This window comes from Streptomyces sp. NBC_00344 (genome assembly GCF_036088315.1).
Classification (GTDB): Bacteria; Actinomycetota; Actinomycetes; order Streptomycetales; family Streptomycetaceae; genus Streptomyces.
In genome coordinates, this window is record NZ_CP107996.1 from 6,536,805 (window position 1) to 6,550,762 (window position 13,958).

12 protein-coding genes are annotated in these 13,958 nt (G+C 68.0%); 4 read left to right on the forward strand and 8 right to left on the reverse strand.

Translation table 11 applies throughout. The features are described 5' to 3' along the window. Positions 1-818: 818 nt before the first annotated feature. The 4 genes from OHS16_RS29620 to OHS16_RS29635 form a co-directional block, all read right to left on the reverse strand. Positions 819-1,253: a VOC family protein gene (locus tag OHS16_RS29620; RefSeq protein ID WP_328540316.1), complete on the reverse strand. Its 435-nt coding sequence runs from the start codon at positions 1,251-1,253 to the stop codon at positions 819-821. A 118-nt stretch (positions 1,254-1,371) separates the two neighbouring features. Beyond that, entirely contained in the window at positions 1,372-2,190 is an 819-nt protein-coding gene (locus OHS16_RS29625; RefSeq protein WP_328540317.1) for a maleylpyruvate isomerase family mycothiol-dependent enzyme, read from the reverse strand. A 182-nt stretch (positions 2,191-2,372) separates the two neighbouring features. Beyond that, positions 2,373-3,383 carry an MASE1 domain-containing protein gene (locus OHS16_RS29630; RefSeq protein ID WP_328540318.1) on the reverse strand — a complete coding sequence of 337 codons (1,011 nt, stop codon included), beginning with the start codon at positions 3,381-3,383 and terminating at the stop codon, positions 2,373-2,375. A gap of 205 nt (positions 3,384-3,588) precedes the next feature. After that, a complete protein-coding gene (locus tag OHS16_RS29635) occupies positions 3,589-3,744 on the reverse strand; it encodes a hypothetical protein (protein ID WP_328540319.1) in 156 nt (51 codons plus the stop codon). Positions 3,745-4,087: 343 nt separating this feature from the next. Between OHS16_RS29635 and OHS16_RS29640 the strand changes: the two genes are divergently transcribed. Next, entirely contained in the window at positions 4,088-4,879 is a 792-nt protein-coding gene (locus tag OHS16_RS29640) for an HAD family hydrolase (protein ID WP_328540320.1), read from the forward strand. Further along, complete coding sequence (locus OHS16_RS29645; protein WP_328540321.1) at positions 4,876-7,278, forward strand: glycoside hydrolase family 65 protein; 2,403 nt, start codon at positions 4,876-4,878, stop codon at positions 7,276-7,278. Before OHS16_RS29640 ends, OHS16_RS29645 begins: the two co-directional genes overlap by 4 nt. On the opposite strand, the gene OHS16_RS29650 is transcribed toward OHS16_RS29645, so the two are convergent. The 3 genes from OHS16_RS29650 to OHS16_RS29660 form a co-directional block, all read right to left on the reverse strand. Beyond that, entirely contained in the window at positions 7,279-7,767 is a 489-nt protein-coding gene (locus OHS16_RS29650; protein ID WP_328540322.1) for a VOC family protein, read from the reverse strand. It abuts the gene before it with no gap. A 191-nt stretch (positions 7,768-7,958) separates the two neighbouring features. Then, positions 7,959-9,488: a carotenoid oxygenase family protein gene (locus OHS16_RS29655; protein ID WP_328540323.1), complete on the reverse strand. Its 1,530-nt coding sequence runs from the start codon at positions 9,486-9,488 to the stop codon at positions 7,959-7,961. 335 nt (positions 9,489-9,823) lie between these two features. Beyond that, entirely contained in the window at positions 9,824-11,041 is a 1,218-nt protein-coding gene (locus OHS16_RS29660) for a cation:proton antiporter (RefSeq protein ID WP_328540324.1), read from the reverse strand. Positions 11,042-11,449: 408 nt separating this feature from the next. Here OHS16_RS29660 and OHS16_RS29665 point away from each other — a divergent pair, with 408 nt between their 5' ends. Both OHS16_RS29665 and OHS16_RS29670 read left to right on the forward strand, forming a co-directional pair. Further along, entirely contained in the window at positions 11,450-11,896 is a 447-nt protein-coding gene (locus OHS16_RS29665; RefSeq protein WP_328540325.1) for an SRPBCC family protein, read from the forward strand. 315 nt (positions 11,897-12,211) lie between these two features. Continuing rightward, positions 12,212-13,063, forward strand: coding sequence for an SDR family oxidoreductase (locus OHS16_RS29670; protein WP_328540326.1), 852 nt, complete (start codon positions 12,212-12,214; stop codon positions 13,061-13,063). A gap of 84 nt (positions 13,064-13,147) precedes the next feature. Here OHS16_RS29670 and OHS16_RS29675 read toward each other — a convergent pair whose 3' ends face one another. Further along, positions 13,148-13,948 carry an alpha/beta hydrolase gene (locus tag OHS16_RS29675; RefSeq protein ID WP_328540327.1) on the reverse strand — a complete coding sequence of 267 codons (801 nt, stop codon included), beginning with the start codon at positions 13,946-13,948 and terminating at the stop codon, positions 13,148-13,150. Between the last annotated feature and the right edge of the window lie 10 nt (positions 13,949-13,958).

The following is a 13,958-nucleotide window of genomic DNA, read 5'->3' on the forward strand; positions in this document are numbered from 1 at the left end:
GAGGCTTTTTGTCCGACCCCGGCGCCTGTTGCTGATTCTGTGCGGCGACCCGAACAGTGATCTGCGCGGCGACGCTCGTGCGCTATGTCTGCACACCTTCGCATGAAACCAAGTTCGGCAGGTGTCTGTCCGTTAAACCGGAAACCATGCCTGAGCGGCAGGCTGTTCTCGCTGAGCGCCATCGCGCCGTCTCGCCCCCTACCTACCCGACATTTAAGGGGCAGACGACGCACATTATGTCTGTGGCAATTGCCTATTTGGTATATCAGTCGGGATTCAGCCAAAAAGCGATAGGTATTTGCCACCCGGAGGGAGAGGTCTCCTGCGCCCGCGCTCGGCCGCCAGGAGGGGGCGCATGGGAGCTCGTCACAAAGGAGAGGTATCGCGGTGTGCTTCGGTACGCCCGCCTTGCGCCCCCGGTGCATGACTCTCTACTTCACGGAGAGGGCTCTATCCGGCCCCGGACGTTGTTTTCGGCCAGGGAATCGTGGACGCTCACCGTAATGCGGTGCGAGGCGCCGCACTCGGCCGCGGAGAACGCGACGGACAGGTCGCCCTGGCAGACGCAGCTGCCGGCGGTGCGGTTCCATGGATGGCTGCGGAGGCGGTTCGGTTCCACGCGACGCTTCGGTCCGCCGGTGCGGATTCGCAGCCCGGCACAGGGCACGGCGCGGGCACCCATGAACTCCTGGCCCTACCGGAGCGTGCCGGATCGATCGGAGCCGGAGCCGGAGCTGGGAGCACGGAATCCGATGATGTCGCTTGCGGTCAGTGCGCCGTCCTGCCGACCGCCGAAGCGCCCTGCTCGATGCGGCCCCTCAGGCCGGAGCGGCAGCGACGCAGAACTCGTTGCCCTCCGGGTCGGACATGACGATGTGGTGCCCGTCGAACTCTTCCAACACGGACCCGCCCGCCTTCACCAGCCGACCGGACTCGGCTCTCACCCGGGTCCACCGCTCATCGGCGCTGCCGTGCCCCGGTACCCGGATGTCGATATGCAGCCGGTTCTTGGCTTTCTTGGGTTCCGGGACCTTGAGGATGGAGAGCTTGGGGCCCATGCCGTCCGGATCGCACAGCCATGCGCCGTCATCCACCGAATCGTCCTCCGGGAGGCCGAAGCTCGCATGCCACTCAGCGCGGGTTCCGAAGGGGGCCGGAGGCGGTTCGTCGACATACCCCAGAGCGGTCTTCCAGAAGTTGCCCAGGAGCTGTGCGTCGGCACAGTCGAGAGTGAGATCGATTCCGGCTGCCATCACAGCACCGTACCGCTTCGTTCTGGGTCTCGCGGTACTGCTTCGCTCCAGGGTCGCAGCACCCGCCGCCTGGGAGATCCGGCCTTCGGCCGGAGGCGAGCCACCGGACTCCTCGGGCTCAGGGCGCGGTGAAGAAGGTGGGGAAGCGGGGCGCAAGCCATGGTTTGCGGCCCCAGGTGAGAACGCGGCCGCGTGCGATGGCACCCCAGGGGTCGCAGCGGCCGAGCGCGATCAGCAGAAATGTCACCGGCTCGATGAGGATGGTGCAGTCCGGCCGGGTGATGGGGCGTGAACTGATCGTCACTTCGCCGTTGGTGAAGATCACTCCGAAGGCCGCGGTGCCCCACAGCCGAACCGCGAAGCGTGCGGTCAGGCCGGCTGCGGCACCGGCCACGACGTTCGGCATGGTCGCCATCATGAAGGGCATGGACAGCTCGACACGCTTGCGATCGAGCATGTGGGCTCCGCCCACCGCGCGGGCGAGATCGTATCCGTGCCCGAGCATGTGCGTGAGCAGGTACGACCCGAATGTCGCCAGGTCCATCGCGCCCAAGGGCGTGTCCACGGTGTCCTCGGGTGAACGCAGGTCCACAGCTCTGAGGAAGGCGTCTGCCTGGGCCACGATCATCTCGGCCAGCGGTTCGGCCGCGCGCTGACCGAATTGGGCGAGGGCGACTTCATTGGCCGCCGCGAGGCTCTGTGGCGTCCCGTCACCGTGGCTGCGCCCCTGGCCGGCCGCTATGTCGGCCATCAGCTGGTTGGCTTGCGCCAAGTGGGCCGCCGCCTCGCCGACAGTCCACTCGGAGCCCGGGACCGGTCCATCCGTGTCCGCACGGCCGCGTAGTTGCGCTGCGATCTCCGCTGCGGTCCCGCGGATCGCTTCGCTGAGCCCCTCGGGCAGTGCGCCACGCCGGGCGGGTGCAGATATCGGCTCCATGCTGTCTCCCTTTCACGGGACCAGCCCTTCGACGGCAGGTCCGGCCACTGCGTGCAGAGTGCCAGTAGCCCTGGCGAGGACTGTAAGCGGGTGGCAGTCGGCGCCGGCCGGCAGACCGGGAAGGCCATGACGCTTCCCTCGGCGCAGGCATGCGGCCGGCTGCGCTGACAGCCCGCCGGACTTCAGGAGTCGGAATCGCCCACGGGCGGGGGCCCGGCCGACGGGGGTCTGGGCTGCTCGACTCCGGGGGTGAGTTGTTCCACCAGGTCGGCCAGCTCTCCACACGCTCGTTCGATCTTGCGAGTGATGTTCTGCTGTTCGGTGACGATCGCAGCCAGCAGGAGGGCGGTCAGTGCCACCGCGCCGTTGAAGGCTGCCACCGTGGCCGTGACTTCGAAGAGCGTCTGGCCGGCGAAGGGACCGATCCCATCGGTCGCGGACAGGACAGCCAGTACGGAGGCCAGAGCCGCGCAGGGGGCACTCCCGGGAAGCTGGAACCGCAGGGCAGCCCAGATGACGAGGGGAAAGGTGAGGAAGAGGAACGAGAACGAGCTTCTGGTGGCCAGCAGGTTGAGGGGGACTGCCGTCACCAGCAGCACGGTGGCTTCCACCCAGCGGTCGCTGGAGCGGGGCCGGCGGAGCCTGCGCAGGACGAGGAGCAGCGGAGTGACCACGAGAACGCCCAGACTGTCGCCGGCCCACCACGCCAACCAGACCCGCCAGAACTGGCTGTGGGGAAGCTTCCCGGTGAGCGTCAGCACACCGGCCCCCACGGTGGCGCTGACCAGCATCCCCGCCACGGCGCCGAGAAAGACCAGAGCGGCACCGTCACGCAGCCGGTTCAGCTCCATCCGGAACCCCATCCTGCGCAGCAACAGGAAGGAGCACAGGGGGGCGAGTGTGTTGCCCGCCACGATGGCGATGTCGGAGGGACCGAGTGCGTCGCTGATCGTGGCAACGGAGAGCAGGGCGCCGGCCGCCACACCGGGCAGCATCCGAAGGCCCAGGTAGAGGAAGCTGCTGAGCGCGACACCAGCAGGAAGCCACAAAGGCGTGACGACCGCACCGTCCACGACCACTTCCCTGAGCAGGCCGAGTCGGGCCGACGCGTAGTACGCGGCGGCAACCACGACCATCTGTCCCACAACCACGGCCGGTCGGCTGTTGTCGGGACTGAAGAACCTGCTTGCCATCAGGCGGCCGACCGCTCATCGCCGGGACACACCGGCACTCGGCGCCGAGTGCCGGCCCCGGCGGCCGAGGGAGCCCGGACGAGCCGCCCTGCCGTACAGCCGCCGCACGCGTCCGGTGTTCCGCCGCCGATCCGCATCCGCGGCGGGCGCGGACGTGTTGTCCCCGGCGCAATGCTCGTTGCCGGCGCCCCGCCGCGACGCAGCCTCAACCGCCGAGGCCGGGTGAGAAGTGCAGGGCGCGCTGGCTCTTGTCTCTCCGGGTGGCGGCGTGCTTCATGCGGCCATCGAAGTTCTTGTCGCTGCCGGAATCCGGTACCGACACGCCCGCCGCCATGATGATCACCGAAACGGTCAGGCTCATCGGAGGGCGCATGAGGCCGGTCAGCGCAGTTCCCCCTGTGGTCCGCACCGGTCCGGGCACATCCATGCACGCGGAGGTGCTCCCCTCCTGACCGCCCGCATGACCGTCCGGTCGTTGCCGGACGGCCTCATGGCGGGCGCAGGCCGGTCGCCCTACTGCGACACATCCCGTGTCGGTCCGCCGGAGTCCCAGCGGTGGCGGATATCACGGAAAGTGACATATTGGTCCCTGAGGGCGGTCTCCGAGCGCCGCGCGCCGACCGGACGGCCCGGCTGTCCATGCGGACCCATGTCCGCTCAGGCAGTCCGCCTGCAGGCCGACCGTTTTCCGGAGGGAGCCCCGGATGAACTCTTTCGAAGAAGGACAGCCCGGACCGGCCCGCCGGGCTGCCGGTCTCGGACTGCCACCCGGGGTGCGCGCATGTCTGTTCGACCTGGACGGAGTCCTCACGCGGACGGCGGAGGTGCATGCTGCGGCTTGGCGCGAGATGTTCGACGAGTACCTTCGCCGTCGGGCCCTCGACACGGGGGAGAAATTCGTGGCCTTCGATCCCGTTGCCGATTACGACGCGTACGTGGACGGCAAACCGCGTGACGACGGGACACGTTCCTTCCTCGCGGCCCGGGGGATCGAGCTTCCCGAGGGCGATCAGCACGACGAGCCCGGAGCGCTGACCGTGCGTGCACTGGGGAACCGCAAGAACGCGATCGTGCTGCGCCGGATTCACCGGGACGGGGTGCGGGTCTTCGAGAGTTCCGTGCGCTATGTACACGCCGCACGGAAGGCCGGGCTGCGCCGTGCGGTGGTCTCATCGAGCACCAACTGCCGCGATGTCCTGGTGGCTGCCGGGATCGAAGATCTCTTCGAGGTACGCGTGGACGGGCTGACCGCCCGGAAGGAGAGCCTGGCCGGTAAACCCGCCCCCGACATGTTCCTCAGGGCCGCGGCAGCGCTGAGTGTGCTCCCTGCGCAGGCCGCTGTCTTCGAGGACGCACTGGCCGGTGTGGCAGCCGGCCGCGCGGGCGACTTCGGACTTGTGGTGGGGGTCGACCGGGCGCACCAGGCGCATGAGCTGAAGACACACGGCGCCGACATCGTGGTGGAAGACCTTGCCGAACTCCTGGACCTTTCATGATCACCCAGCCGGAGTTTCCCGTTGAGCCCTGGTGTCTGCGGTCGACCGATCTGGGTCTGGATGTACTCGCCCAGAGCGAGTCCCTTTTCGCGCTGTCGAACGGGAACATCGGCTGGCGCGGGAACCTGGACGAGGGCGAGCCGCACGGTCTGCCGGGTTCCTACCTCAGTGGCGTCTACGAACAGCGTCCACTGCCGTACGCAGAGGCCGGTTACGGCTATCCAGAGTCCGGCCAGACGGTCATCAACGTCACCAACGGCAAGCTGATCCGGCTGCTTGTCAACGACGAGGCCTTCGATGTCCGTTACGGCGAACTGCAGGCGCACGAAAGGGTGCTGGACTTCAGGGACGGAGTGCTGCGGCGGACGGTCGATTGGGTATCGCCCGCCGGCTGCGCGGTGAGGGTGTCCTCCACCCGGCTCGTCTCCTTCGTGCAGCGGTCGATCGCGGCGGTCTGCTACGAGGTGGAACCGCTGAACGGCCCGGTGAGGGTGGTGATCCAGTCCGAGCTCGTCGCCAACGAGCAGCTGCCGCAGCCCGGGGGTGACCCCCGGGTCTCCGCCGTGCTGGATGCGCCACTGGTGGGTGAGGCGCATACGGCGGCAGAGACCCGGGCCGGGCTGTTGCACTCCACCCGTCACAGCGACCTGTGCGTCGCGGCCGCGATGGACCACGTCGTTGACGGCCCGCCCGGTACCGAGACCTCAGCGGAGAGCTTCCCTGATCTCGGGCGGGTGACCGTGACGGCTTCACTGGAGCCCGGGCGGCCGCTCCGGCTGGTCAAGTTTGTCTCGTACGGCTGGTCGGGGGCACGCTCCTTGCCCGCGGTGCGCGATCAGGCGGATGCGGCGCTCGCCGGTGCCCGGCGGACCGGCTGGGAAGGCATGCTCCGTGAACAGAAGGCTCATCTGGACCACTTCTGGGCCGGAGCGGACGTACAGGTCGACGGGGACACCGAAGTGCAACAGGCCGTGCGTTTCGGGCTGTTCCATCTCCTGCAGGCGGGCGCCCGTGCCGAGGGCAGGGCCATCCCGGCGAAGGGCCTCACAGGTCCCGGTTACGACGGACACTGCTTCTGGGACACCGAAGCATATGTACTGCCGGTGCTCAACTACGTAGCACCCGAGGCGTCCGCCCACGCGCTGCGCTGGCGGCACAGCACGCTCCCGATGGCCATCGAGCGTGCACGCCAACTCGGTCTGGACGGCGCGGCCTTCCCTTGGCGGACGATCCACGGCGAGGAATGCTCCGGCTACTGGCCGGCCGGAACCGCGGCCTTCCACATCAATGCCGACATCGCCGACGCGGTCATCCGCTACGTGGACGCGACAGGGGACGAAGCCTTCGAGGAGACCATCGGGGTCGAATTGCTCGTCGAGACCGCACGGCTGTGGCGGTCCCTGGGGCATCATGACCCGTCAGGGCGCTTCTGCATCGACGGAGTCACCGGCCCTGACGAATACAGCGCCGTCGCGGACAACAACGTCTACACCAACCTGCTGGCCCAGCAGAACCTCAGTGCCGCATCCGACGCGGCCCAGCGCAACCCGGAGCGAGCGCGTCAACTGGGCGTGGATGACGAGGAGATGGCTGAGTGGCGGGATGCCGCCAAGGCGATGTACATCCCTTACGACACGACCCTCGACATCCACCCGCAGTCCGAGGGCTTCACATCGCACAGGGTGTGGGACTTCGCGGCCACCACACCGGACGACTATCCGCTGATGCTGCACTTCCCGTACTTCGACCTGTACCGGAAGCAGGTCATCAAACAAGCCGACCTGGTCCTCGCGATGACCCGCCGTGGCGACGCGTTCACCAAGGAGCAGAAGGCACGGAACTTCGCCTACTACGAACGGCTCACTGTGCGGGACTCCTCGTTGTCCGCCTGCACTCAGGCCGTGATGGCTGCCGAGGTGGGTCATCTTGAACTGGCCCACGACTATCTGGCCGAGGCTGCGCTGATGGACCTCGGCGATCTCGAGCACAACACCCGGGACGGCCTGCACATCGCGGCTCTCGCCGGCAGCTGGATCGCCCTGGTGGCCGGAATCGGTGGCATGCGCGACCAGATCGGGCAACTGAGCTTCGCTCCCCGCCTGCCGCCGGGCCTCACCAGGCTCGCTTTCGTGGTGTCCCCCAAACGGCGGCGTCTGCGGGTCGAAGTGACGGCGGAATCGGCCGTCTACACCTTGGTGGACGGGCCACCGCTGGAGTTCCTCCACCACGGGCAGCCCGTCAGTGTGTCGGCCGGCGCCCCGCAGGAATGCCCGATCTCCGCGTCCCCGCCGCTCACCGCACCCGTACAGCCTCCGCACCGCGAACCCCGGCGCCGCGCGGCACCCCGTGACGCCGGGACGGACGCATCCGGAGTGATCACTCACTCCGGGAGTGACTGATCACCAGGCGTAGATACGGGAGATGATCTCGTGGCGCACGGCTTGGTCCGGGCCGGGGTAGGAGACCACCAGCGGCAGATGGCTCGGGTCGCGCCCCTCGACCAGGGTGAGTCCCTCGACGTCCCGGGTGGACACATGCGCCGAGCGTGCCTTGAGCAGGCGCTCGCACCTGAGGAGGTCGTCGCGATCGGCGGCGGTCCAGATGACGTACTGGATCCCGACGGCGCCGAGTGAATGTTCCGCATGGCTGCCCATGGCGCGCAGATAGAGCTGCCATCCGTCGGCGCTGGTGAGCAACGCGGCTGTGGGTGCCCGGGTCGTCACCTCCATCAGCAGCAGTTCGCGGTAGAACTCCACCGAGGGGTCGAGTTCACGGACGAACGTCACCAGCGAGGCCGGCCGCATACCCCTGGATCCGCCCCGGGTGTCCGACGTGTCCGCCGGTACGGAATCACTGCCCGGGGACGACGACGCTGATTCGGAGCCCATGGCACCTCAATTGGTTCATCGACGGCGCGACTGAATTCCCGCGGCGGGAATCGGATTCAACGCTACAGGCACGGCGTCGATTCGTCGGCCCGTGGCTGCCCGCGTGCCGCAGCCCTCTGCCCCTCGGGCACCCCCTTGCCCACCCTCGGCCCGGCGAGTCGTCGCGCGCGCCGTGCCCACCCTGCCGTCCGTCAGCTGGGGACCCAACTTCCGTGGAAGCCCAGCGGGACCCGGCCCGGCAGATGGATGCGCGCCACCGGCTCGCCGGAGAAGTCCTCCGCGGCCAGGATCACCAGATCGGCTGCGCCGCGCTCCGGATTGTGCACATAGGCGAGGGCATAGCCGTCGTCCTCGGCCGCATGCGCCTCCGAAGGGACGAACACGGCCTCGCCGACCGCGGCGTTCCGCGGGAAGCGGTGTACCTGGGTGGTACCGCGGAACAGATCGTGCTTGATCAGGGCGTTGGTGAAGAAACGATCCGGCGGCACACCGTCGGCGGAGAGATACGCCTGCCACATCTCAGCGGCCCCCGCCGCATAGGCGTAGCGGTGCCGTCGGGACACCAGTGACTCGTTCACCCGCGGAAATTCCTGCGGCCGGTCGTCGATGCGTCGCGTATGGACCTGGCCCCGGACCAGGTCCACGGTCCAGCGGTCGAGGGCGGGTGTACCGAGCGCGGTGGGGCCGTCGGTGCCGCGTCCCGCCGCGTAGAACGGCGCCGGCATCGTGGTCAGGTCGATGACCACGGACGTGCCCTCGTCGTAGGCGTTGAGGGTGTGCGAATAGAAGGTGGGAGCCACCTCGAACCACCGGAGCCCGCCCGCGCTGCTCGCATCCCTCGGCAGCACGCCGACCCGCGCCGGGTGCCTGTCGTTCCAGACGTACGGCACCAACGCACCGGCCTCGGCCGCCACCGGATCGAATGTGACCGGCACATCGAAGATCACCACATGCTTCTCGGTCAGTGCGAAGTCATGCATCATCGGGTTGTCGGCCACCGGGATCCTCGTCGTTCGCACCACTCGCCCCGAGCGGTCCACGACGAGGTGCCGTACGTGGTCCCACGTCGGGTAGTACGTGATCGCGTGCAGTTCGTCGGCCTTGGCGTCGAATTTGGTGTGCGCGGTGAACGCACCGCTCAGTGATCCGCGGAAGTCGTACGGGCGGAGCGTGTTCAGCTCGCCGTCGAGTTCGTAGGGCAGCGGGCCGCTCTCCTGCATCGCGAGTATGCGCCCCTTGTACGGGATCACATGGGTGTTGCACGCGAAGTCGTTGTCCGGAACGGGGCCAGGGCCGGGTTCGCCCAGCTTTTGCGAGACGGCGGCGGACCTGACCCATCGATTGCGATACCACTCCGCGCGGCCCTCGCGCAGTCGTACTCCGTGCACCATCCCGTCGCCGAGCATCCAGTGGTGCGCCCGCGGATCCTCAAGACCGAGAACATTGGGCCCGTTGCGGAGATAGCGGCCGTCCAGCTCGCGGGGGATACGCCCGGTCACCGGCAGGTCGAACACGGTGAGCTCTTCGGTCACCGGCGCGAAGGCACCGCTCAGGAAGGGATGGTGTCGGTCTTGGCCGGCCGGGTGCGGGCGCGCGGCCCGGGACGGCACGGCCGAGGCCCTTCCACCACCCATACTGAGGATCCCGCCTGCCGCGGCGATCGCGGCCGTCCCGCGTACGATCCCCCGCCGGGTGAATCCGGATCGGATGTGCTCTGGCATGACGTGCTCCCCCGGAAGCGATTGGTCGGTGTGTCGGTGTGCGAACCGATGTCGATGAGTGTGCGACGGAGCACCTGACCGTGTCAGTGGGGCTGAGGACCGTGTGGGGGGTGGTGCTGAGCCCCCGCTGCCGCCGGGGCGGTGTTCCGGGTGTGGATGACGCCGGCATCCCGGCGCACGGATCGCACGCACCACGACAGGCGAATCGTTCTCACCATGCCGGCTGCGCGCATGAGCACGTGGCAGGGCGTGCGCCGAGGCCCTCACCGGCGAGAGGCCATGACCCTGGGCGCCGGAACGCATCACGGCTGAGGGCGGCCCGGCCGACAGGCGGTTCAGCGGGTGGGAGCGGGTGTCCCGGCCTTCCTGGCGCGTCCGTAGAACCGGCCGATCGGCTCGGAGCTCAGGCCGTGCAGCACGATGCTCATCATGACTGTCATCACCATGATGCCGGAAACGAAGTCACCACTGCTGGGCGGCAGTTCGGTGACCGCAAGGGAGCCGAACACGATGGATGTCACGCCCCGGGGACCGAACCAGCCCAGAAAGAGCTTGTCGGTCAGTTTCAGCCCCGACCCCGCGAGTGACAGCAGGACCGGGACCATACGGACCAGTGAGATGGCGATCAGTGCGTAGAGAATCACCGCGAGGTGAAGTCCGTCCCAGAACTGGTCATTGACGATCTGCCCGAAGAGGAACCACAGCGCGATGGTCAGGAGAGTGGCCAGATCAGCGGTCATCTCAACCGCGCTTTCCGGGAGCTGCCTCGCTGCCGGGGCGAAGCACACACCCGCGACGAAGGAGGCGACGAACCCGTTCCCACCCAGCGCCCCGGACAAGGTGTACGCGGCCAGGGGAACCGAGAGCACACCCAACCGCAGCGCTGAGGGCTCGGTCCACCGGTGTGACCAGGACTGGCGCATCAGCCATCCTGCCGTGCAGCCCACGGCCAGGCCCGTGGCGACGGCCCATGAGGCTGCGCCGACTGCTTCGAGTACCGCGTCCGCGTAGTGGGCACCCTTGCCGTGGGATTCTGTGTAGGCGGCGATACAGAGGAGGTAGACCGGCGAGATGATGCCGTCCTTCAGGCCTCCCTCCACATTGAGTACGTCGCGCAGCCGCGAGGGGATCCTGCTGTCGCGGATGACCGCATAGATGGGTGCCAGATCCAGGGGCACGACGACCGTCGCGAGGATCGCCAGGACCCAGCCCGGCTGATCGGGGAAGAAGGCGAGGGCGGTCAGGAACGCAGCGAACAGGGTGAGCGGCAGCGCACCTGCCAGCAGGCGTGTGAGAAGGGCCTTTTCTCTGCCGAGGACCCCTCCGGGGACTTCGATGGCATCAACGAAGAGGAGCAGAGCCAAAATCACCTCGACCACGTGCTCGAAGGTGTGTGTGTCGAGGTCGAAATGGAGTGGGGGATGCGAGCCGCTGGTCAGCGCGATACCCGCTGCCATCATGGCAATGGGTGCGGAAATACTCCATCGCGCCAGCCGGTGCGCGAGAAGCGTCCAGACGAACAGAATTCCCACGATGATCGCAACGGCAAGCATGCACCCTGCTTTCGGCTGTGCGCATTCCTCTGATCCGGTCAGATTCTATGGGGTCTCCCGCAGTCCGCAGCGGATCAGCGCGCGGCGGCCGGTACGGTGAATAGAAGTGGACCGGCCTCCTGAAGCTCACACGGCGGGCGGGTCGCTCGGGGCCGTGCCCAGCCTGCTGCCTCCGTTGTGCGGCAGTACAATCTATTTATGGCCGCGTGTGAAAATCAGGTCAACGCGAACGCCGAAGCGGTGACTGTCGCCGTCGGCCTGCAGGCATACGCTCATTCGACGCCATGGCTTTCACTCATCGATTACCCCGTGACAGACGAAGAGCAGCACTGTTGCCGTCTGGCTTGTGCATCAGGTCCCTGACCGATCTGCCGAATCCGCGACGTGAATGACTGATGAGGAGCATCCATGAGTAACCAGTTCGAAGCGAAAGTAGATATCGAACGTCCGATAGGTGAGGTCTTCGCTTATCTGGCCGATGGAGAGCATGACCGTGAGTTCAGTCCTCGCGTCATCGAGATCGAAAAGACGTCGCCGGGGCCGACGGCGGTGGGCACGGTGTACCGAAGCACTGTCAAGGACGCGGGTATGAAGACGGCGAGGGAATTCGAGATCAATGAGTTCGAACCGCCGAACCGAATCCGCTGGCATGAGCGGTCCAAGAACCTGGTGACAGCTGTCGAGGGAGGATATGACCTCGAGACCACAGGCGAGGGGGGCACCCGGGTACGTATCTTCAACGTCCTGGAAGGTCACGGCGTGGGCAAACTCCTGGCCGGACTCGCCGTCGGCGCAGCCCGCAAGGACGCACCTGCGTTCGGGCAGCGGATCAAAGCCGCGGTCGAGGCCATGTGAGGTGACGGGCGGACGTCCGGGCAGGTCCTCCGGGTGCGGTCCTGGTGGACGGGCAGCCGAAGCGGGGGGGCCGTCGCGGGTGGTGAGCCGGCAGGCTGCTCGACCGCAGAGTCCGGTCGTGTCCACGAAGGGCCGTGCCACCGGCGGGTGGTGGCGATGCCCGCGGCTCGCTCGCGTGGAGCACCGTCGGTCGCGCCCATTTGGCTTCGAGTTCGCTCCAGCCAGCAGAATGGCGGTGCGCCCCCGGAAGGGGAACACCGCGCCGAGCCCGCGAGAGACGGGCATCAACTCCTCCCACAGAATCGAGCCGCCGCCGTGGACTCTGCTCCGCCCACCGTGCTGATCACCGGAGCATCGAGCGGTATCGGCCTGGAAACGGTAGTCGCCGCAGCCCGCGCGGGCTGGCGGGTAGTAGCCACCATGCGCGACACCACAAGGGCACCGGCGCTGCGGACCGCTGCCGAACAGGCGGGGGTCGCCGACCGAGTCGAGATCCGGCCGCTCGATGTCACCGACACCACCTCCGCCGAGCTGTGCGTGGCCTCCGTCGTCGCCGACCACGGACGGTTGGACGCACTCATCAACAACGCGGGCGCCGGGCATGTGGGCACGCTGGAGATCGATGGTGTGGAGCAGGCGCGGAAGGTGATGGAGGTCAACTTCTTCGGTGTGCTGACCGTGACCGCTGCCGCGTTGCCGCACCTGCGAGCCGCGCAGGGACGGATCATCACCGTGAGCAGCGTCGGTGGTGTGATCGGCCAGCCGTTCAACGAGGCTTACTGCGCAGCCAAGTTCGCGGTCGAGGGGTACATGGAGTCCCTCCACCCCGTTGCCGCACGCCTGGGCGTCAGGGTGAGCCTTGTCGAGCCGGGCGCCGTAGCAAGCGAGTTCGTCCGCAACGTCGATGTCCGTTCCGTGCAGGAACGTGCCGAGAAGGCGGGCCCGTACGCGCCCCCCATGCAGGCATATCTTGCGCGTACCGCGGATGCGTTCGCCGCGGCCCAGACGTCGCCCGAGGCAGCGGCCGTCGTGGTGGAGACGCTGACGGCCGAGCACCCCGCCTTCCGCTGCCAGACGTCCGACTGGGCACGGGCTTTTGTCGGCGCCAAGCTTGCCGACCTCGACGGCAGCGCGGTCACCGGGATGACGGCGGAGTGGGTCGTCTGACCGGCGACGCCCACGGCGGATGCTCCGCGTCCGGCCTCGAGCTCTGCCCCGGCTTCACTTACTGGGCGGGTGCGCCCGCTACCGTCACGGGACGGCGGGCCCCTCACCGTGGTGAACCGAAGCCCGCGTCCGTGAGGCACCGTCCGATGCCGGCGGCGCAGCCGCCGAGGCGATGAGACGGGCAGTCCACGCTCCGGCTCGCAGGGCATGCGGGGCAGATGTGCTCCGGCACCTGCGCAGCGCCGGATCGTACTCGGACATGATGACGCCGGCGTGGTCGGTGTCGGGTTCGTCGAACTGCGCGGGCCACTGGTGGTGCCGCAGCGCACGGTGGAACGCACGCGAACTGCCGCTGCCCAGCGTCGAGTCGCCTGAACCGTGGATGAGCCCGAACGGAATGCCGGTCGGTTCCACCTCCGCCAGGTCGTCCAGCGGGGCTGTGCCGGTGGTGCGGGCGGGCCTGCCGTAGTCGCCGGCGATGCCGACCACGGCCGCCGGCCGCCAGCCGTCGAAGAGTTCGGGCCGCAGAGCGACCCCGGCCGCCGCGCCCGCTCCCGCCGACCATCCGGCCAGCACGATGCGCTGTCCGTCCGCCCCGTGAGCGGTGGCGTTCTCCTGTGTGTAACGCAGGGATGCCAGCAGGTGGGAACGCCCGCCGTCGGGCATGTCGGAGCGCCAGTCGGGAACAAAGACATGCATGCCGCGCCCCGCGATCTCGCGGGCTAGGGGCGCCAGGACGTCGCGCTCGTCGGCACCTATGCCGTGCCAGAGCAGCACGCTGGGCATACCGGGCCGTACGGTGCCGGGCTGATAGACGTCGAGCAGTCTGCTTCGCGCACCGTCCCCGGGCATGTACGGCACATTGCGGTTCTCGGCTACGTCCATCGCTGATCCT